We start from the raw sequence: 18,709 nt of genomic DNA on the forward strand, positions 1-18,709 counted from the left end.
AAGTTCGTACGCTTGGGGGCCAGGAACTCGTGGTGGAGAGGGGTGGATCGTGGCGCGGACGGCTGGGAGCACGGCCGAGGGCACGCGGCAACGGATCCTCGATGCCGCGACGAAGCTGTTCGAGCAGCGCGGGTTCGCGGGAACGTCCATCCGCGACCTGGCGGTGCTCTGCGGCATGACGAAGGCGGCGCTGTACTACCACTTCCCGTCGAAGGAAGAGGTGCTGCAGGCGCTGATCACGCCGTTCCTGGACGACGTCGACCGGATCGTCGCCGCCACCGCGGCCGGGCAGTGGTCACGGGCCGAGCTGGTGAAGCGGCTGATCACACAGATGAACGAGCGCGGTGAGTTCCTCACCGCGGTGCTGAGCGACCCGTCGGTGAAGCACACGATGTTCGATCGGCTCGGGATGAACGACCGGATGGAACGGCTGCTGATGGTGCTGGCCGGTTCCGACGACCCGGCCGCGCTGCTGCGCGGCCGGTGCGCGATGGGCGCGCTGATGTCGGGACTCCTGCACCACCAGAAGCCCGATCAGCAGGGTCCGCTGCTCTCCTCCGACGAGCAGAACGTCGTCTGTCGGGCCGTCCTGGCGGTGCTGGACTCCGAGGAGCCCGTCGGTTCAGTCCGTGTCGGGGCGGGGTGACGGGGCCGCCTCGGCGGCGGGAAGTGACTTCGCTACCTCGTCGAACGCGTCGGCGATCAGGTCGAGCGCCTCTTTCAGCAGCTCCTCGCCGATGACCAGCGGCGGCAGGAAGCGGAGCACGTTGCCGTAGGTGCCGCAGCTGAGCGTCACCAGGCCGCGCTGGTGGCACGCCTTGTTCACGGCGCCGGCCAACTGCGCGGCCGGAGCGCTGGTGCCCGGCTCCACGAGCTCGACCGCGAGCATCGCCCCGCGTCCGCGCACGTTCCCGACGAACGAGTGGCGCTTGGCCAGCCCGTGCAGCGCCGGCAGCATGATCTCGCCGATCTGACGGGCCCGACCGGCGAGGTCCCGGCTCTCGATCTCCTCGATCGCAGCCAGCGCCGCCGCGCACGCGACCGGGTTGCCGCCGTACGTGCCGCCGAGCCCACCGGCGTGGGCAGCGTCCATGATCTCGGCGCGGCCGGTGACCGCGGCCAGCGGCATCCCGCCGGCGATGCCCTTCGCGGTGGTCACCAGGTCCGGCACGATCCCCTCGTGCTCGGACGCGAACAGGTCGCCCGTGCGGCCGAAGCCGGTCTGGATCTCGTCGGCGACGAACACGATGCCGTTCGCCGTGCAGTACTCGGCGATGGCTGCCAGGAACCCGGGCGCGGGCTCAATGAACCCACCCTCACCCTGGATCGGCTCGATGATCAGCGCGGCGACGTTCTGCGCGCCGACCTGCTTGTCGAGGACGCTGAGCGCGCGAGCGGCCGCGGCCGGCCCGGACGCGTCGAGGCCGGCGTCCTCGTCGCGGTACGGATAGGACATCGGCAGCCGGTAGACCTCCGGCGCGAACGGGCCGAACGAGTGCTTGTACGGCATGTTCTTCGCGGTCAGCGCCATCGTGAGGTTCGTCCGGCCGTGGTAGCCGTGATCGAAGACGACGACGGCCTGGCGCTTGGTGTACGCGCGGGCGATCTTCACCGCGTTCTCCACGGCCTCGGCGCCCGAGTTGAACAGCGCCGATCGCTTCTCGAAGTCGCCGGGGGTGAGGCGGTTCAGCGCCTCGCAGACCGCGACGTAGCCCTCGTAGGGCGTCACCATGAAGCAGGTGTGGGTGAATGCGGCGGCCTGGGCGGCGACCGCGGCGGCCACCGCGGGGTTCGCGTTGCCGACGTTGACCACCGCGATGCCCGAGCCGAGATCGATGAGCTGGTTGCCGTCGACGTCGACGACGATGCCGCCGCCCGCGGCCGTGACGAAGACCGGGAGCCCGATGCTGACACCCTGCGCCACGGCCGCGTTGCGTCGAGCGAGAAGTTCTTCGGAGCGGGGCCCCGGGATCGCCGTGACCAGCTTGCGCTCCTGCGGAACACTTGTCTGAGTCATTAGGCCCTCCCGAGGCGCTCGCGGTCGCGGAAACCGCAGTATTGCACGGCTTCCGCGACGGATCGAGTGGCTGTCAACGCAGTCCGGGAATGGATATCTCGATCAACTCGATGTCGTCGGCCTTACCGGTGATGCGGCCGTCGTTGCCCGGGAAGTTGTTGTCGTTGGTGACGAACACCTTGTCGCCGCGGAGCGGCAAGATCGTCTCGACCGACTGGAACGGGAACGCGAACGTCGGCCCGACGCCGAACTCGCCCTCGCGCGCCGGGGACGAGATGCCCTTCGGGTCCGCGATCTTCAGCAGGTCGGCGACCGTCGTCGACTTCACCACGCCGGACTTGTCGGCGGTGTCCAGATCCGCGACGTGGATCTGCTTCACCTTCGCCTCGGCGCCTTCGAAGTTGTCGCGTTCCAGCCAGGCGATCCGACGCCCGTCGAGCACCTGCGCGTCGGCCACGAGCTGCCCGACCGCGCCGACGTTGATCGTCCAGGTCCTACCGGTGTACTTGTTTTTCCGGACCGAGAACTCGTAGACGACCCGGCGGGTCCTGTCGGTGTCGGCGACCTTCGGCCCCTCGAGGATCGGGTAGAGGGTCTTCCCGTCCGTCGAGATCGCCATGGCCTCGAAGCCGTTGCTGGCGGCCAGCGACGGCGTCTCGCCCGCCTTCAGGTCCGGCGACTGCGGCGACTTGGTGCCGTCGGCCAGCGGGATCGGCGCCTGCAGCACCTTGCCGGTCTTGTCGACCTTGATCAGGTACGGGCCGAACTCGTCGCCGATCCAGAGGTTGCCGTGCGCGTCGCGCTGCAACGACTCGATGTCGAAGTCGGCGCCGGTCAGCAGCCGGTCCTTCGTGTCCTTGTTGACGATGTCGAACGGAACCCTGTGGTCGGGGTCGCGGAAGCTGACGAATCCGTCGATCTTCACGTCGCCGTGGCGGTAGTCCGGCTCGACGTAGTACGCGCGCAACAGGAAGTCGGCGGAGTTGTTCTTCGCGCCGAAGCCGTTGTCGGGCATCGCGAGCAGGCGGCGGCCGGACTTGTCGCCCGCAGTCGCGGTGATCGCGGCCGAGAAGCCGGGGATCGGCTGGCCTTTGAACGGCGGCGTGACGCCGTTCACCGTCGTCTTGTCCAGTGCGGCGCCGGAGTCGGGGCCGGGCTGGTAGTCGGTGGCCGGGATCGAGGCGCGGCCCAGAAGGGTGACTGCAGCTCCCGCGTGAGTGGGAACCGCTGCGGTGGCCGGGGCCGCGGACAGCGTGGCGAGTGCGGTGCCGACGAGGAGGGCGAGACTCGAGAACCTGTACCAGGGTTGCATGGTGCGTATCGAAGCGCTTTCTGGCGAACACCGGATGAATCGGCGCGACCTATCGCACCAACACCGCGCCGCCCAGCGCAGCGACGAGTACCGCGCCCGCAGTGATCACGACGACGACCGTGCGCGGCGGTGGCCCCGGCCGCGGAAGCCGTAGCGCGATCCACCGACGTTCGCCGAGGTAACCCGCGCCGAGCACGAGGAGACCGATGACGGCGATCCCGATCGCCGCCGGCAGCAACGGCCAGTGCACGAGCATGCCGCGCGACACCAGCAGCCCGGCCCCGACCAGGCCGATCAGCGACCGCACCCAGGCCAGCGCGGTCCGCTCGGACGCCAGTCCCGGCGGTCGTGGCCTCACCGGTCGATGCCCAGCAGCACCACGACCAGCAGGAGTGCCGCACCGAGGGCGACCACCACCGCGAGCACCCGGGGGTACGACGAGCTGGGCAGTTCGTGGCCCGACCGCATCTGCTTCTCGACCCGCACCCAGCGGAACGCGGCGTGCACCGCGGTCGCCGCGCCGAGCACGAGCAGCACTGTCGCGATCGAGACCCGCAGCGCCGTCGGCCGGCCCAGCTCGGGGAGGAGCTGGTCGACGGCGAGCCCACCGCCCACGAGCGCGAGGGCCGTCCGGATCCAGGCGAGGAACGTCCGTTCGTTCGCCAGTGAGAACCGGTAGTCGAGTTCGTCCCCCGGTTCGGTAGGCCTTGTCTCGTTTGGTAGGCGCACGTCTAATCCTACGAATGCCCGGTGTTTGACCAGTGGTCCACTGCGGGAACATCAGACGCGGGGAGGGTCACCCGTTCTGCTGGTACTTCGGTACCGGCGTCAACGCCCGCAAGGGCACGCGGTGGCCCTCTCTCGCTTTCAGCGAGCAGAGTCCTTAAATTGTGGCCCTGACCACCGGCAACACGGTGGTAACGCGGCCGTGGCAGGCTGACTGACATGTTGCTTCGGGTGCGGGTCTCACTGCCGGACCGGCCCGGCGCGCTCGGCGCCGTCACGCGCACCCTCGGTGCGGCCGGCGCGGACATCCTGCAGGTGACGGTCCTCGAGAGCGCTGTCGGCCGAGCGCTGGACGAGTTCACGGTCTCGGTGGCCAACCCCGCGGTGCGCGAACGTGTCGCCGCCGGGCTGGAAGCCGCGCCCGGCGTCCGGGTCGACGGCATCTGGGAAACGTTCGAGCCTCCCGGCGCGCTGTCCGACCTCGGCGTGCTGTCCCAGGTCGCGGCGAACCCCGGCCGCGGACTGGCCACTCTGGTCGATGCAGCCCCGGCTCTGTTCAGCGCGGAGTGGGCAGCACTCGTGGAGACCGATCCGTCACTCCAAGTAGTCAGGACGAGCTGGCAGGCGCCCGAGAACTTCAGCTACCCCGAGCTGACGCCGCTGCGACCGCGCACGATCAGCGTGCCGGACGGCCCGCACCTGGCCGTGACCCCGTTCGAGGGCACGTCCACCGTCCTCGTCGTGGCCCGCCACGAGGCGCCGGCTTTCCACGACGTCGAGCTGACGCGGTTGAGCGTGCTCTCCGACATCGTCGGCGCGATCGTCGGCAAAGACGCCTGGTAAACGCGTCGCGAGGTGTGTTCCTCGCCATGTAATTGCTGTCGTTCGCCCGACATCGATTTCGCTTGCGCGCGGTTGGATGGTTATGGAGGGGCGACCAGCCTCCGGGGTTCTCCCTGGGATTCGGCTGGGTGCCCGGCCAGGGCTAGAACCAGTGGGATCCCTGACGCGCTCGGACACCGTTCGCGAGCACGATGGGGCCACACCGGACGACAACGGGGGTCCGGGGGAAGTCGAGGAGGGGTTCGGATGAGCGTCATGACGCCGGTGCTGGACGGCGGTGTGCGGCCGGTACGGCTGCGCCCGGCCCGTCGCCCGGTCGCCGCTACCGCTCCCACTACTGTGCGTGAGCTAAAGGTCGCCGCTCCGGTGCTGGTGAGGCAGCCGCTCGCGCCGACCGCGACCGAGCGCGCCTGGGTCGTCCTGGCGCACCTCTCGGGTGCGGTGTCGAGTGCCGCCGGTCCGCTGGTGATCTCCCGGCTGGTCGGCGAACGGTCCGGTTACGTCCGGGAGCAGGCGCTGGCCGCTGCCAACTTCCAGCTGGCGTTCCTGGCCGCGTTGGCTCCGATGCTGCTGCTGGGCGTGTTGACGTTCGGTTTCGCGGCGCTGTTCGTGGTGCCGCTGGTGCTGGCGTGGCTGCTCACCACGGTGCTCGCCGCGTTCTCGGCCGCCGGTGGCGAGCGGTACCGCTATCCGGTCTCCCCGGCGCTGCTGCACTGAACAGTGCAGTTCTGCGCTGACGAACAACTTGAGGGCGGCCCCATCCACATCGGATGAGGGCCGCCCTCGCGTTGCTCCCGCACCGCGTTGCCGCGGTAGACCGGACCGGGGTCCGGCCGCCGGCTGCGACAGCCCGGCTCGCGTGACTTCAGTCGCGTCAGCGGGAGTAGAACTCGACGACCAGCTGCTCGTTGCAGATCACCGGCACCTCGGAGCGCACCGGGTCGCGCAGGACCCGCGCGGTCAGGTTGGCGATCGAGACGTCGAGATAGGGCGCCGTGGGGCCGGCGCCGACGTGCGCGCCCGCTGCCGAGGTGAGGAACGGCGTCATCTGCCGGCTGCGCTCGTGCACCTGGACGACGTCGCCTTCTTCGACGCGGTACGACGGCTTGTCGACCCGCTGGCCGTTCACCGTGATGTGCCGGTGTGTCACGAACTGGCGGGCCTGGTAGATCGTCCGCGCGAAGCCGGCGCGCAGCACCGTGGCGTCCAGGCGGCGCTCGAGCAGCGAGACGAGCACGTCGCCGGTCTTGCCGGAGCGGTTCTTGGCCGCTTCGTCGAAGACGCGGCGCAGCTGCTTCTCGCCGATGTCGTACTGGAAACGCAGCCGCTGCTTCTCACGCAGCCGCAGCGAGTAGTCGCTCTGCTGCCGGCGTCGACGGCCGTGGACGCCGGGCGGGTAGGGACGCCGCTCGAAGTACTCCACGCTCTTCGGCGTGAGCGGAATCCCCAGTGCGCGCGACAACCGGACCTTGGGCCGGGACTTGTTCATCAAACACCCTTCTAGGTTAGGCTTCGCTAACTAAGGTGAGCCTAACCGTATTTTGGAGGCGTGATGGAGCCGACCCCGGCAGAAGTCGCACGAACGCTGGCGGCCGGGCATCTGCCTGCCCGAATTCGCACGGAATGCCAGCCGGACGTTTGTTCCACCGTCACCGAGTTCGCGGTCACGCACGTCGTCGATCGCATGGGGCGTGTCCTGCTGTTGCTGGCCGAGGACAGCCCGGTCGACCGGGCGCTGCGCCCAGTGGCCGCTGACGGCGACGCGGTCGCGCAGCTGATGGTGGCCGACCGGCAGCCGGTGGCCGGCAGCCCGTGGCGCGGACGGATCACGATGTCCGGCTGGGCCACCCGGCTCACCGGGATCGCCGCGCACCGCGCCGCGATGGACTTCGCTGAGGTGAACCCGATCGGGGAGCTGCTCGACATCGGCCGGGGCAGCGTGCTTTACCGGCTCGACCTCGCCGAGATCGAGTGGGTCACGCCCGGCTACGACGCCGAGGACACCGGCGCTGACGGCCTCCGCCGGGTCGACGTCGACGTGGACGCGTTCCTCGACGCCGAGCCCGATCCGTTCGCAACCGAAGAGCAGAAGCTGCTCAACGACCTCGCCGACCACCATGAGGATCTGCTCGCCGAGCTGTGCGCCCAGGCGCGCGAGACCGCGGTGCCCGGCGCGAGCAACGCCCGCGCGCTCCGCCTCGACCGCTACGGGCTGACGCTGGGCGTCGAGGTCGCGGGGGAGGAGCGGTGGATCCGGGCCGGCTTCCGGCACCCGATCACCGATCTCAAGGAACTCGCCGAGGTCTTCCACCTGCTTGCCTGCTGTCGTTGCCGTCCGGAGTCCCACCAGCACACGCACTAAGTTCATCGGGCGTTCCTTCCGCTCGACGTGTAGGCCGCGTTACACCTCGCATATGCCTTCAAGCGTTCTCGTCTCGGCGGGGTATTCGGTGGTTCTCGCGACGGAAGCCGCCGAGATCCGCGCAGCTCAGGAACTGCGTTACCAGGTGTTCGCCACCGAGCTCGGGGCGGCGATCAATGGTCCGGGAATCGACGTCGACAAGTTCGATGCGCTCTGCGACCACCTGCTGATCCGGGACGACGCGACCGGCACCTGCGTCGGTACGTACCGGATGCTGCCGCCGGGACGCAGCGCCGAGCTGTACTCCGACGGCGAGTTCCATCTCGACCGGCTCGCGGCGCTGCGGCCGGAGCTCGTCGAGACCGGTCGGTCCTGCGTCCACCCCGATCACCGCAACGGAGCGGTGATCGGCCTGATGTGGGCCGGGATCGCCCGCTACCTGCACCTTTCCGGGCACGGCTGGCTGGCCGGCTGCGCGTCGGTACCGCTCGCCGACGGAGGCGAGGCGGCCGCCGCCACCGCGAGCGTGGTGAACGCCAAGTACCTGGCGCCGGCCGCGCACCGGGTAGAACCCCGGAACCCCTGGGTCGGTCCGGTCGGCGCACCCGCGCGGCTCTCGCTCGTCCCGCCGCTGCTCCGCGGTTACCTGCGGCTGGGCGCCAGGGTCTGCGGCCCGCCGGCGCACGACCCCGCGTTCGGCACCGCTGACTTCTTCGTGCTGCTGTCGCTCGCCGACACCGACCCGCGCTACCTCCGTCGGTTCTTGGGCGAACCGTGATCTGGGCGCCGTACTCACCCTGCGCGGTCGGCTGCCTCACCGGCGACGAGGAGCGGGTCCCGCTCGCGACGACAGTCTTCCGTCTGATCGCGCTGTGTGTCGCAGTGCTCGCCGTGATCCCGCTGGCTGCGGTCTACCCGCTGCTGGGCGCCGCCGAGCGGACCGCGGTCGCGCGCGGCTGGTGCCGGTCACTGCTGCGGGCGCTCGACGTCCGCATGATCGTCGATTCACCGGACGAGGCGCCTGCGGGCGCGCTCGTGGTCTCCAACCACATCTCGTGGTTGGACATCCTCGCGGTGGGCTCGATCCGCCCTGGTCGCATGGTCGCGAAGTCCGACTTGCGGAGATGGCCGCTGATCGGCTCACTGGCTGCCCGGGGCGGGACGATCTTCGTCGACCGGAACCGGCTCTCGACGCTGCCCGGAACCGTTGCCGACGTCCGGGCCGCGCTCCTCGCGGGCGCTCGGGTCGTGGCGTGGCCGGAGGGCACGACCCGGTGCGGCGTCGAGACCGGCCGGTTCTACCCGGCGGTGTTCCAGGCCGCCATCGACGCCGGAGCCCCGGTCGAACCGGTCACCGTCGGGTACAGCGCCGCCGGCCGGCCGACCACCGTCACGGCGTTCCTCGGCGACGACCCGCTCACCGCGTCGGTGTGGCGCATCGCGCGCGCCCGCGGCGTCGCGGTGGCGGTGCGGTGCCATCCGGTCCTCCCGCCGGGCAGGAACCGGCGGATGCTCGCCGCGGCAGCGGCGAGCATCTCAGTCCTGGCTCCACGTGTGGACCGGCTCGTTGGAGTGCATTCGGGCCAGGTAGTCAACAGTCATCCGGCGTAGCGCCTCGTCCCGGTGGAGGCCCGAGCGCTCGTAGGCCTCGACGGTGGCGACCTGCCAGTCCGAACCGGTCCGGTGGGTCAGGCAGCGACCCTCGATGATCCCGAGCAGCCGGTCGCGCTCGTCGGCCGACACACCCCAGGCGTCCAGTCCCTCGGCCGCCAGCGGCAGCAGACGCCGGAGGACGAGTTCGGAGACCGGCACCTCACCCGCGCCGGGCCAGTACTGGCGGCTGTGGATCCCGTCACGCGCACCGGCGTGGAAGTTCTCCTGCGCCGCGGCGAACGACATCTGGCTCCACACCGGCCGCTCCGAGTCGACCAGCGCCCGCACCAGCCCGTAGTAGAACGCCATGTTCGCCGCGATGTCGACGACGGTCGGCCCACCGGGCAGCACCCGGTTCTCCACCCGGAGGTGGGGCCGATCGTCGACCACGGCGTAGACCGGCCGGTTCCAGCGCCAGATCGTTCCGTTGTGCAGGGTCAGCTCCGGCAGCGACGGTGTGCTGCCTGCCGCGAGCACGGCTTCCGGGTCCTCGTCCTCGCACAGCGGCAGCAGCGCGGGGAAGTACCGGCTGTTCTCCTCGAACAGGTCGAACACCGACGTGATCCACCGCTCGCCGAACCAGACCCGTGGCCGGACGCCCTGCGCCTTCAGCTCGTCGGACCGGGTGTCGGTGGCCTGCTCGAACAGCGGGATCCGGGTCTCGGCCCAGAGCCGGCGCCCGAACAGGTACGGGGAGTTCGCGCCGAGCGCCACCTGTGCACCCGCTATCGCCTGGGCGGCGTTCCAGTACGCGCCGAACGTCGTCGGGCTCACCTGCAGGTGGAACTGGACGCTGGTGCAGGCGCCCTCGGGCGCGACGCTGTCGGCGTACGTGTCGAGCCGCTCGACGCCGTCGATCCGGATCGGCAGGTCCTCACCGCGCGCGGCGAAGATCTGCTCGTTGAGCAGCCGGTACCGGTCGTTGGCCGAGAGGGTCTCCAGGTTGACGTGCGTCTCGCGCAGCGTCGGGAGGATGCCGATCAACGCCAGCCGGGTTCCCAGCGGACGGGCCTTCTCGTCCGCGGCGTTGAGCGCGTCGCGGACCTCCTTCTCCAGCTCACCCGCGCCGGCCGCGGCGATCCGGCGCGGCGGCATGTTGATCTCCAGGTTGAACTGGCCGATCTCGGTGGCCCACTGGTCGTCGGCGATCGCGTTCAGAACCTCGGCGTTGCGCATCGCGGGCTGCCCGTCGACGTCGACCAGGTTCAGCTCGATCTCCAGACCGGTCAGTGGCCGATCGAAGTCGAAGCGGGACTCCGCCAGCATCTGCGCCAGCGTGTCCAGGCACTGCCGGACCTTTTCCCGATAGCGACGGCGGTCATCCCGAGTGAAGTCCACCGCCGGTACGTCCCGACCCATGCTTCTCCCCTCGGCCTTGGCATCGGCCCGTCTACCCGATACCCGCCACCGGTGGTGCGGAACCAGTGATGCGGCCCGCATAGGGAACCATCGCACCCGGGTAACCCGTTGCGGAGTGGGAATGCCGCATCGGGTGAAGGGTGTGCTGCACGTGGCAGAAATGGTCCCCGTTCTCGCTGGTGGACACGCGAACGATCCACAGCAGCTCACCGGTTTGTCCGGTTGGGTGGTGGATGTCGTCGAGCTCCTCGGTCCCTTCGGCGTCGGCCTGCTCGTGTTGCTGGAAAACCTGTTCCCACCGATTCCCAGCGAGATCATCCTTCCGCTGGCCGGCTACCTGTCCGGCACCGGGCGGCTCAACCTGGTGGCCGTGATCGCTGCGGCGACGCTGGGCTCGGTGATTGGCGCGCTCGCGCTGTACTGGTTGGGCGCCGCGGTGGGTGAGGCGCGGATCCGTGTGTGGCTGCGAAGGTTGCCCCTGATGCAGGAGAGCGACCTCGACCGTGCGCAGAGCTGGTTCGACCGACACGGCGGCACCGCGGTACTGATCGGGCGGATCATTCCGGTCGTCCGGAGCCTCGTGTCGATCCCCGCAGGTCTCCAGCGAATGCCGCTCTGGCAGTTCACGCTGTACACCGCAGTCGGCAGTGGCGTCTGGAACACGATCTTCGTCGTTCTGGGGTACGTACTCGGCAGCCAGTGGGAAACGGTCGGTCAGTACAGCGACGTACTCAACTACATCGTGATCGGCGCGATCGTGCTCGCAGTGGTCTATTTCGGTTGGAAGCGAGTGCTGCGGGCGCGACACTCGGCGTAGCCACACCACCATTCTGAAATACTGCGTACCGTTTTGAACACGCGTCACGCGTCGGCGCGGAGCGGTCCGGTGAGCCTGGACGACCATGTTTGGATAGAGGTATGGCCCAAGGCGAAGAGCAGAACCTGTTCACCCTTAGCGACCCCGCAACCGCCGAGGTCACGTTCGACCTCGCTCTCCGCGGCTACGACCGACGTCAGGTCGATCGGTACATCGCCCAGCTCGAGAGCGAACTGTCCCAGTTCGCCGCACGCCGGGACGATGCGCTGGCGCAGAACCACGCGCTGGCCGCACAGGTGACCGAGCTGCAGACCCAGGTCGTGGAGGTGGAGCGGCGGCCCACCGTCGATAAACCGTCCTACAAACATCTCGGTGCGCGCGTCGAACAGATCTTCGCCATGGTCGACGACGAAGCGGCCGAGATTCGTGCGAAGGCCGAAGCGGACGCCAACCAGACCCGCGCCAAGGCCGAGCAGGACATCGAAGCGGTGAAAGCCGGCGTCGAGAAGACGTTCGCCGAGCGCCGCGAGGCCATCGAGGCCGAGTACGCGCAGAAGACGGCACACGCCGACAAGCTCGTCGTCGAGGCCGAGAAGCGGGCCGCAGCAATCCGCAAGGACGCCGAGGACGCGCGCGCCAAGGGCGAGCGCGAGGTCGGCGAGCTGCGGGAGCGAACGAAGGCCGACGCCCGCCGGGTGCAGGACGACGCCAGCCAGTTCTCCGCGCGGGTCCGCGGAGAAGCCGAGAAGCACGCCGCCGACGTGCTGGCCAAGGCCGACGCCCACTCCGCCGACGTGCGGCGCAAAGCCGACGAGGCCGCGCGGGGTGCCACGGACGCGGCCCGACGTCAGTCCGAGCAGACGATCACGAACGCCCGCACCGAGGCGGAGGGGATCCGCGCGAGCGCCAAGGCCGACGCCGAGCAGACGGTCGCCGAGGCGCGCCGGATCGTCGCCGAACTCGACACCCGGCGCAAGCAGATCAAGCAGGAGATCGGTCGGCTGCGCGAGGCGGTCGCCCGTCTGACCGGCGGTGGTGCCGGTCTCTTCGGCGACGACGACGTCGAGGAGACCGCTGCTGCGACGTTACTGCCAGAAGCTCCGGCGAGCTCGGCTGCTGCGCCCGCTCAGCAGCCGAAGCCCGCACCGCAGGCGCCTGCTCAGCAGGCACCTGCCCATCAGGCTGCAGCCGCCGCGACCACGCAGCGGATGGTGGTTCCCGGTCCCGCCGGGCAGCCGCAGGCACCTGCGCCGAACAACGGGATCGGCCCGCACCGCGGCGCTCCCACGAACGAGATGCCGCGGGTCAGCGCCGAGAGCTGATCGGAGAGGGCGAGCTCAGTTGGCGAGCTCGCCCTCTTCGTCGAGATCGAATTCCCCGTCGTTGACGCCGGCCAGGAACGCGTCCCACTCCGCCTGGGTGAACAGGAGGACGGCGGCCGGGTCGGTCGAATCGCGCACCGCGATCTGGTCACCGACGAACGCGACCTCGACGGTGGGGCCTTCGTCTTCCGCGCTTCGCGAGCTGCGCAGCCACACGGCCTCGGTGAGGTCGACGTCGGACATGGGGCCTCCGGTCCTGTACTCCCCGTAACGAACTACGGGCGCTGACGCGGGAAGGGTACACCGTGCGTCACGTCTGTCGCCGACCCCTCGGGGACGCCGTCGCGCCCCACCGAGGTGGTACGCGAACAGCGTCGGGCCGGATCCCGGGAAGCCCATCTACCAGGAGCGGGACGAGTAGTCGTAGTCCCACCGGCGATGGTGGTGACGGGGGCCGCAGCGGTAGTCGCGGTATTCGGCGAAGTCGCCGGGACCGTGACCGGCTGCGAGGTGCGCGCGCCACCTCGCGTGGCGCTTCCGATGCTTAGCGTGAGAAAAGAAAGTCAACGCCAGGAAGGCGAGCGGGAACACCGGCCAGAAGAAACCGCCACCCGCGATCGCCCAGACGGCGGTCAGCAGCAAGCCGAGGAACGTGATGAACGCGAAGTGCCCACCGAGGGCGGCGCGCACGGCCTGTCGTTCCCTGGTCTGCTCCTCCGGGTCCGGCGGGATCAGACCGCGGCCCTGATCCGGTAGATCAGCCAGCAGCGGTGCGAGTTCGTCGCGGTACTGCGACGCGTAGCAGGTGGCCATCCGCTCGTCGGCCTCGTCGAGCGTCAGGAGCCCGGCCTCGGCCGCCGCACGGAGGATCGAGACGACGCGCTCGCGCTCGACCGTGGACGATCGGGTACGGGGAGGAGGGGTGTGCTCGGCGGACATGTCGGTCTCCGTTCGAGTAGGTGACGTGTTCCATGGTCGGCCGCGATCGCGCTGATTTCGTCGGCTGCCGGGCGGCTGTGGATCTGCGTCGGAGGGCGCAGGCGGCGCGCCCACGTACTCCCGGCGTAGTACGTGCACGTGCCGTCGTGAGCCGATGACCGGCGACGTCGTCTGGCTTACGGTCTTGTCCATGAGGCGCGAGCAGCGGCATTGGAAAGAGCGGGCTCGCCGCTGGGAAGAGCGCGAGCGCAGCCGCGCCGAATGGCAGCAGCGCCGCTGGGAGGACCACGCCCAGCGCTGGGAGAAGCAGACCCAACGCTGGGAGGCGCAAGGACGCCGGTGGGAAGCACGCTGGGAGTCCCGTCAGTCGCCGGCGGGGGCCGCGGTGGGTGGCGTCGGCATCCTGACGATCGGCGGGACGCTGCTCGCCGAGCAGATCTTCGAGGGTTTCCACCCGCTCGACTCCCGCGGCTGGGCGCTGCTCGTCCTGGCCCCGCTCCTGCTGGGCGCCCGCCGGAAGGCGCCGATCCCGGTCGCGCTGCTCGTCACCGCGGTGCTGTCGGCGTACTACCTGCTGGGGTACCCGCCGGGGCCCGGCTTCGTGGCCCTGCTGGTCGCGCTCCACGCGCTGCAGACCCGATCCCGCCGCTGGATGGCATGGACGATCGCGGTGGCGGGATTCGTCGCGTTCATCACGGCGGAGCTCACGGTCGTGACCGGCCCGACGGTTCCGGTCGGCGGGCTGATCGCCGTCGCACTGTGGACCGCGCTGGTCATGATGGGCACCGAGGCCGGCCGTGCCGGGCGCGAGCGTGCGCAGGAGTACCGGGCCCGCCGGGCCGAGGCCGAACGCAGCCGGTTGGAGGGTGAGCGGCGTCGCGTCTCGGACGAGCGGCTGCGGATCGCCCGTGAGGTGCACGACCTGCTCGGGCACCACCTGTCGCTGATCAACGTCCAGTCGGGCGTCGCGCTGCACCTGATGGACACCGAAGTCGCGAGCGAAGCGGAACTCCGCACGTCGCTGGTGGCCATCAAACAGTCCAGCAAGGACGCCCTGGTGGAGTTGCGCGCCACCGTGAACGCGCTGCGCGGTGTCGACGAGGACGCGCCCCGGCAGCCGACCCCGACGCTCGACCGGCTCGACGATCTGCTGGCGGGGGCCACCGCCACCGGGCTCGCTGTCACGCTGGAGCGGGTCGGTGAGCCGCGGGAGCCGTTGCCCGCCCGCGTCGACCTCGCCGCGTTCCGCATCGTCCAGGAGGCGCTGACGAACGTGCGGCGGCACGCCGGGCCCGTGTCGGCCGTTGTCACGCTCGAGTACGGCAACGACCTGCTCGTCGTCCGGATCGACGATCCCGGCCCGGACGGCGCCCTGCCGGACGTCCATCTGGATCGCATCGATGAGCCACCACCGGGTGGCGGAAACGGGATACCAGGCATGCGGGAGCGAGCCCAGTCGGTCGGCGGGACGTTGCAGGCGGGACCGAAGCCCGACGGCGGGTTCCGGGTGCGGGCGGAGCTTCCGTTGTGAGCGAGATCCGGGTGCTGCTCGCCGACGACCAGGCGCTGGTGCGTGCGGGGTTCCGCGCGCTGCTGGACGCGCAGGCAGGCATCACGGTGGTCGGCGAGGCCAAGGACGGTGCCGAGGCGGCCCGGCTCGCCGACGCGCTGACGCCCGACGTCGTCCTGATGGACATCCGGATGCCGGGCGTGGACGGGTTGGAGGCGACCAAGCGGATCACCGCCAACGCGCGGCTCTCCGCGACCCGCGTGGTCATCCTGACGACGTTCGACCTGGACGAGTACGTCTTCGAGGCGATCCGGGTGGGGGCCAGCGGTTTCCTCGTGAAGGACACCGAACCGGCCGATCTGGTGCAGGCGGTGCGGGTGGTCGCCCGGGGTGACGCGCTGCTGTCGCCGGGCGTCACCCGGCGGCTGATCGCGGAGTTCGCCGGGCACTTGCGGAAGCCCGCGCCTGCCGTCGAACTCGACGTGCTCACCGACCGGGAGCGGGAGGTCGTCGCGCTGGTCGGGGCGGGGTTGTCGAACCAGGAGATCGCCGACCGGCTCGTGGTGTCGCCGGCGACGGCGAAGACGCACGTCAGCCGGGCGATGGCCAAGGTGAACGCGCGTGACCGGGCGCAGCTGGTGGTGCTGGCATATGAAACGGGCCTGGTACGCCCCCGCTCTACGTGAACGCTGGTTCGTACCACGGTGCGTCACTTGTCCGGCGCGGATTGCGATTGCCGTCGGCATTGGGTCACGATGCCCCGGTTCGTTACCGGGGGCGCACCCGTGGCGAAGGAGCAGGGCCGTGGCCCACGTCCATCACTTCACATACGGCTTGATCACATTGTTGCTGTCCTATGCGGTTTCGGTCCTCGGCTGTCTGCTCGGTCTGATCTGTACGGCTCGTGCCCGTGACACCCCGCGGATGAGCGCCCGCGTGCGGTGGCTCGCGCTGGGGTCACTCTCGATCGGCGGCACCGGGATCTGGCTGATGCACTTCCTCGCGATGCTCGGCTTCACGGTGTCCAACACGTTCGTGTTCTACGACCCGACGCTGACCGCGCTGTCGGCGCTGATGGCGGTCGGGATCGTGGCGGTTGGCATCTTCGTCGTCGGGCTCGGACAGCCGTCGATGCTCAAGGTTCTGGTCGGGGGCGTCGTCACGGGCCTCGGGGTGGCCGGGATGCACTTCACCGGCATGGCCGCGATGCGGGTCCTCGACGGTGAGGTGATGTACAACCCGATGCTGGTCGCCGCGTCGGTGGGGATCGCGGTCGTCGCCGCGACCGTCGCGCTCTGGTTCACTGTCGTCATCAAGAGCCGCCCCGCTCTGGCGGCCGCCTCGCCGATCATGGCGATCGCCGTGACCGGAATGCACTACATCGGGATGTTCGCGGCCACGGTGCGCGAAGTCGGTGGTCGGGGTCGCGTCGAGGGCGTCGACGTCACGACGCTGCTCATTCCCAGCGCGGTGATCGTCGGGACCGTGCTCATCGCGCTGCTGTACGCGACGCTCTCCGCGCCGGCCGCCGAGGAGCGTGCGGCCGAGGCGCTGATGACGCGGCTGCTCTATGCGAGCGAGGACATGGTGCCGCCGCCGGCCGCGCGTCCGACGCGAGCGACGATGCGGACCCAGCTGCGGCACGCGGTCATACCCCAAACCGACGCACGCACTACGTCCGTACCGCGCTGACGTGCCTGCGTTTGATGTGGTTTGTCGTCCATTGTTTGATGGCCATGTGTGATCGGTTCAACACCCTCCGAATTGGTCCGATTTGGGCCTTGAGAATGAGTGCGAGGTGAGCGAGCGTTCGGGCCCACGGCTGTTCCCTGGAGGGGTCTCGATGGCGGAAGTCCATCACTTTGCCTACGGCTGGCTGACGCCCGCACTGGCGTACGGCGTATCGGTGCTCGGCTCGTTGCTCGGGCTGGTCTGCATGGCCCGGAGCCGCCAGGCGCACACCGCGGCCAAGCGGTACGGCTGGTTGGCGCTGAGCGCGGTGTCCATCGGTGGAACCGGCATCTGGATGATGCACTTCCTCGCGATGCTGGGTTTCTCGGTGAACGGCAGCGACGTCCGGTTCGCTGTGGTGCCGACCATCCTGAGCGCGTTCCTCGCCGTGATCGTGGTGGGCATCGGCCTGCTGATCCTCGGCACGGGGAAGCTGAAGCTGTGGCGCGTGCTCCTCGGTGGTGTGTTCGCCGGGCTCGGCGTGGCGGGGATGCACTACACGGGCATGGCGGCGATGCGGCTCAACGGCACGGTCGGCTACGACCTGAAGTACGTCGCGTTGTCGCTGGTGATCGCCGTGGTCGCGGCCAGTGCCGCGCTCTGGTTCACGGTGGTCGCGCGGAACCTCTGGCTGGTGACCGGAGCGGCGCTGATCATGGGTGTCGCGGTCAACGGCATGCACTACGTGGGTATGGCTGCTGCGAGGGTGACGCTCGACGACACGCACAGCGCGGCCGAGGGCGCGGACGTGACGACCGCGCTGCCGATCATCGCCGGTCTCGCCGGGGTGATCGTCGTCGTGCTGCTGTACTCGGCGCTTTCGACGCCGATCGACGAGGAGAGCCGCAAGGAGGATGGGCGGCACCTGTTCGCCGGTCCCGAGGGGTCGGACGCGGAGGCGTTCTGGACGCCGAAGACCACGGGGCAGCCGCAGCCGTCGGTGCCCGGTAGCGCCACCGGCTCCTGGGCCGATGCGCCCAGCAACGGCAGGCCCCAGCAATGGTCCCCGGCCCCGGGCGCCCCGGGTACGCCGGATCTACCCCGGCGGCAGGCACCCTCGCATGCGCAGGTGCCGCAGAACGGGCAGGTGCCGGCGCAGGGGCAGCCAGGGCAGTGGCCCGCCGCGGCCCAGGCATCCGAGGATTCGCGGTGGGCGGCGTTGCGGCAGAAGCCTGCGGAGCAGGACACCGGAACGGGCCCCTGGGCCGACGTCGACCTCGCCGACGCGGCGCGTCGGCGTGACGCTCGCGACCCGTGGTGAGGTTCGCGCGGGTCCATTGACGGGTAGCTCCACACTGTCACCGGCCGGTGACATCGCCGGCGACGACCGGGTGAGGTGAGCGACCCATGCCGAACGACAACGAGTCCGGTATCGCACGTACTGAGCCGCTACCCTCGGGCGCGCTGCCCGAACTGCCTGACAAGCCCAACGAGCCGCTGGACCTCGAGCCCCGAGGAAACCGCCGTTCCCGCGTCTTCGGCCTGATCCTGCTGGCCGTCATCTTGCTGGTCGGCCTCGGTACGTTCCGCGCGTGCTCGTGGTGGAACAGCGACGACCGCCCGCTCGCGGAGAGCACTGTCGACCGCAGCGGTCCGGTGGTGCTCAAGTCGATCCAGGACCTGGCCCGGTTCCAGGCCGCGACCGGCACCTTCCAGGTCGTCGTCGATCTGGAGAAGGACACCAAGTACGTCCCGAAGGCGATCCTCGGCCAGCGGACGCTGTTCGTCGGCGTCGGCACCGTGGACGCGTACGTCGACTTCTCCGGGATCACCAGCGACGCGCTGACGATCTCCGAGGATCGGCGCTCGGTGTCGCTGCGCCTGCCCCCGCCGGCGCTGGAGAAGGTCAACCTGGACCAGGACAAGAGCTACGTCTTCGCGCAGGAGCGTGGCGTCATCGACCGGTTCAAGTCGCTCTTCACCGACGACCCGAACAAGCTCGGTGACGTCTACAAGGCCGCCGAGGCGAAGATCGGCGACGCCGCCAAGGAGACCGACCTCTCGAAGCGTGCACAGACCAACACCCAGGCGATGCTCGAGGGCCTCTTCAAGTCACTCGGCTTCACCACCGTCACGGTGACGTTCTCGGGTACCTGATCAATGAATTCTTTTTGACCG

General features: G+C 69.7%; 21 protein-coding genes. 13 read left to right on the forward strand and 8 right to left on the reverse strand.

Annotation, left to right across the window (positions count from 1 at the left end):
• Positions 1 to 49: 49 nt before the first annotated feature.
• Positions 50 to 646: a TetR/AcrR family transcriptional regulator gene (locus ACGFY5_RS02345; RefSeq protein WP_392716429.1), complete on the forward strand. Its 597-nt coding sequence runs from the start codon at positions 50 to 52 to the stop codon at positions 644 to 646.
• Here ACGFY5_RS02345 and gabT read toward each other — a convergent pair.
• The 4 genes from gabT to ACGFY5_RS02365 all read right to left on the reverse strand — a co-directional run bounded on the left by gabT (position 623) and on the right by ACGFY5_RS02365 (position 4,058).
• Complete coding sequence (gene gabT / locus ACGFY5_RS02350) at positions 623 to 2,017, reverse strand: 4-aminobutyrate--2-oxoglutarate transaminase (protein WP_392716431.1); 1,395 nt, start codon at positions 2,015 to 2,017, stop codon at positions 623 to 625. The two genes, ACGFY5_RS02345 and gabT, sit on opposite strands and share 24 nt — an antisense overlap.
• 73 nt (positions 2,018 to 2,090) lie before the next feature.
• Complete coding sequence (locus tag ACGFY5_RS02355; protein ID WP_392716433.1) at positions 2,091 to 3,329, reverse strand: esterase-like activity of phytase family protein; 1,239 nt, start codon at positions 3,327 to 3,329, stop codon at positions 2,091 to 2,093.
• Between the two features lie 49 nt (positions 3,330 to 3,378).
• A complete protein-coding gene (locus tag ACGFY5_RS02360) occupies positions 3,379 to 3,687 on the reverse strand; it encodes a DUF202 domain-containing protein (RefSeq protein ID WP_392716435.1) in 309 nt (102 codons plus the stop codon).
• Complete coding sequence (locus ACGFY5_RS02365; RefSeq protein ID WP_392716437.1) at positions 3,684 to 4,058, reverse strand: YidH family protein; 375 nt, start codon at positions 4,056 to 4,058, stop codon at positions 3,684 to 3,686. The genes ACGFY5_RS02360 and ACGFY5_RS02365 overlap by 4 nt, the downstream gene beginning before the upstream one ends.
• 216 nt (positions 4,059 to 4,274) lie before the next feature.
• Here ACGFY5_RS02365 and ACGFY5_RS02370 point away from each other — a divergent pair, with 216 nt between their 5' ends.
• Entirely contained in the window at positions 4,275 to 4,898 is a 624-nt protein-coding gene (locus tag ACGFY5_RS02370; protein WP_392716439.1) for an ACT domain-containing protein, read from the forward strand.
• Between the two features lie 246 nt (positions 4,899 to 5,144).
• A complete protein-coding gene (locus ACGFY5_RS02375) occupies positions 5,145 to 5,615 on the forward strand; it encodes a DUF4870 domain-containing protein (protein WP_392716441.1) in 471 nt (156 codons plus the stop codon).
• Between the two features lie 157 nt (positions 5,616 to 5,772).
• Here ACGFY5_RS02375 and rpsD read toward each other — a convergent pair whose 3' ends face one another.
• Positions 5,773 to 6,387 carry a 30S ribosomal protein S4 gene (gene rpsD, locus ACGFY5_RS02380; RefSeq protein ID WP_392716443.1) on the reverse strand — a complete coding sequence of 205 codons (615 nt, stop codon included), beginning with the start codon at positions 6,385 to 6,387 and terminating at the stop codon, positions 5,773 to 5,775.
• A gap of 63 nt (positions 6,388 to 6,450) precedes the next feature.
• Between rpsD and ACGFY5_RS02385 the strand changes: the two genes are divergently transcribed.
• The 3 genes from ACGFY5_RS02385 to ACGFY5_RS02395 are packed head-to-tail and all read left to right on the forward strand — an operon-like array spanning position 6,451 to position 8,871.
• Positions 6,451 to 7,260, forward strand: coding sequence for a DUF2470 domain-containing protein (locus ACGFY5_RS02385; protein ID WP_392718623.1), 810 nt, complete (start codon positions 6,451 to 6,453; stop codon positions 7,258 to 7,260).
• 52 nt (positions 7,261 to 7,312) lie between these two features.
• Positions 7,313 to 8,038 carry a GNAT family N-acetyltransferase gene (locus tag ACGFY5_RS02390; RefSeq protein WP_392716445.1) on the forward strand — a complete coding sequence of 242 codons (726 nt, stop codon included), beginning with the start codon at positions 7,313 to 7,315 and terminating at the stop codon, positions 8,036 to 8,038.
• On the forward strand, positions 8,035 to 8,871 hold the full coding sequence (locus tag ACGFY5_RS02395) for a lysophospholipid acyltransferase family protein (protein WP_392716447.1): 837 nt from the start codon (positions 8,035 to 8,037) through the stop codon (positions 8,869 to 8,871). Before ACGFY5_RS02390 ends, ACGFY5_RS02395 begins: the two co-directional genes overlap by 4 nt.
• Here ACGFY5_RS02395 and ACGFY5_RS02400 read toward each other — a convergent pair.
• Entirely contained in the window at positions 8,797 to 10,272 is a 1,476-nt protein-coding gene (locus ACGFY5_RS02400; RefSeq protein WP_392716449.1) for a glutamate--cysteine ligase, read from the reverse strand. The genes ACGFY5_RS02395 and ACGFY5_RS02400 overlap by 75 nt on opposite strands.
• A gap of 121 nt (positions 10,273 to 10,393) precedes the next feature.
• Here ACGFY5_RS02400 and ACGFY5_RS02405 point away from each other — a divergent pair, with 121 nt between their 5' ends.
• Both ACGFY5_RS02405 and ACGFY5_RS02410 read left to right on the forward strand, forming a co-directional pair.
• Positions 10,394 to 11,089, forward strand: coding sequence for a DedA family protein (locus ACGFY5_RS02405; protein ID WP_392716451.1), 696 nt, complete (start codon positions 10,394 to 10,396; stop codon positions 11,087 to 11,089).
• Positions 11,090 to 11,190: 101 nt separating this feature from the next.
• On the forward strand, positions 11,191 to 12,411 hold the full coding sequence (locus ACGFY5_RS02410) for a hypothetical protein (protein WP_392716453.1): 1,221 nt from the start codon (positions 11,191 to 11,193) through the stop codon (positions 12,409 to 12,411).
• 15 nt (positions 12,412 to 12,426) lie between these two features.
• Here ACGFY5_RS02410 and ACGFY5_RS02415 read toward each other — a convergent pair whose 3' ends face one another.
• On the reverse strand, positions 12,427 to 12,654 hold the full coding sequence (locus ACGFY5_RS02415) for a DUF397 domain-containing protein (protein WP_392716455.1): 228 nt from the start codon (positions 12,652 to 12,654) through the stop codon (positions 12,427 to 12,429).
• Positions 12,655 to 12,810: 156 nt separating this feature from the next.
• On the reverse strand, positions 12,811 to 13,350 hold the full coding sequence (locus ACGFY5_RS02420) for a DUF1707 domain-containing protein (RefSeq protein WP_392716457.1): 540 nt from the start codon (positions 13,348 to 13,350) through the stop codon (positions 12,811 to 12,813).
• 190 nt (positions 13,351 to 13,540) lie between these two features.
• On the opposite strand from ACGFY5_RS02420, the gene ACGFY5_RS02425 reads away from it, so the two are divergent.
• From ACGFY5_RS02425 to ACGFY5_RS02445, 5 genes are all read left to right on the forward strand, one after another.
• The gene (locus ACGFY5_RS02425; RefSeq protein ID WP_392716459.1) at positions 13,541 to 14,881 is read left to right on the forward strand and encodes a sensor histidine kinase; all 1,341 of its coding nucleotides are present in this window, start codon (positions 13,541 to 13,543) and stop codon (positions 14,879 to 14,881) included.
• Positions 14,878 to 15,546 (forward strand): response regulator, encoded by a 669-nt coding sequence (locus ACGFY5_RS02430; RefSeq protein ID WP_392716461.1) that lies wholly within the window; start codon positions 14,878 to 14,880, stop codon positions 15,544 to 15,546. Before ACGFY5_RS02425 ends, ACGFY5_RS02430 begins: the two co-directional genes overlap by 4 nt.
• Positions 15,547 to 15,664: 118 nt before the next feature.
• On the forward strand, positions 15,665 to 16,552 hold the full coding sequence (locus ACGFY5_RS02435; RefSeq protein WP_392716463.1) for an MHYT domain-containing protein: 888 nt from the start codon (positions 15,665 to 15,667) through the stop codon (positions 16,550 to 16,552).
• 151 nt (positions 16,553 to 16,703) lie between these two features.
• Positions 16,704 to 17,852, forward strand: a complete 1,149-nt coding sequence (locus ACGFY5_RS02440; protein ID WP_392716465.1) for an MHYT domain-containing protein — start codon at positions 16,704 to 16,706, stop codon at positions 17,850 to 17,852.
• Positions 17,853 to 17,938: 86 nt separating this feature from the next.
• Positions 17,939 to 18,688 carry a DUF4230 domain-containing protein gene (locus tag ACGFY5_RS02445; protein WP_392716467.1) on the forward strand — a complete coding sequence of 250 codons (750 nt, stop codon included), beginning with the start codon at positions 17,939 to 17,941 and terminating at the stop codon, positions 18,686 to 18,688.
• Positions 18,689 to 18,709 lie beyond the last annotated feature (21 nt).

This window comes from Cryptosporangium sp. NPDC048952, from assembly GCF_043197895.1.
Taxonomy (GTDB): Bacteria; Actinomycetota; Actinomycetes; order Mycobacteriales; family Cryptosporangiaceae; genus Cryptosporangium.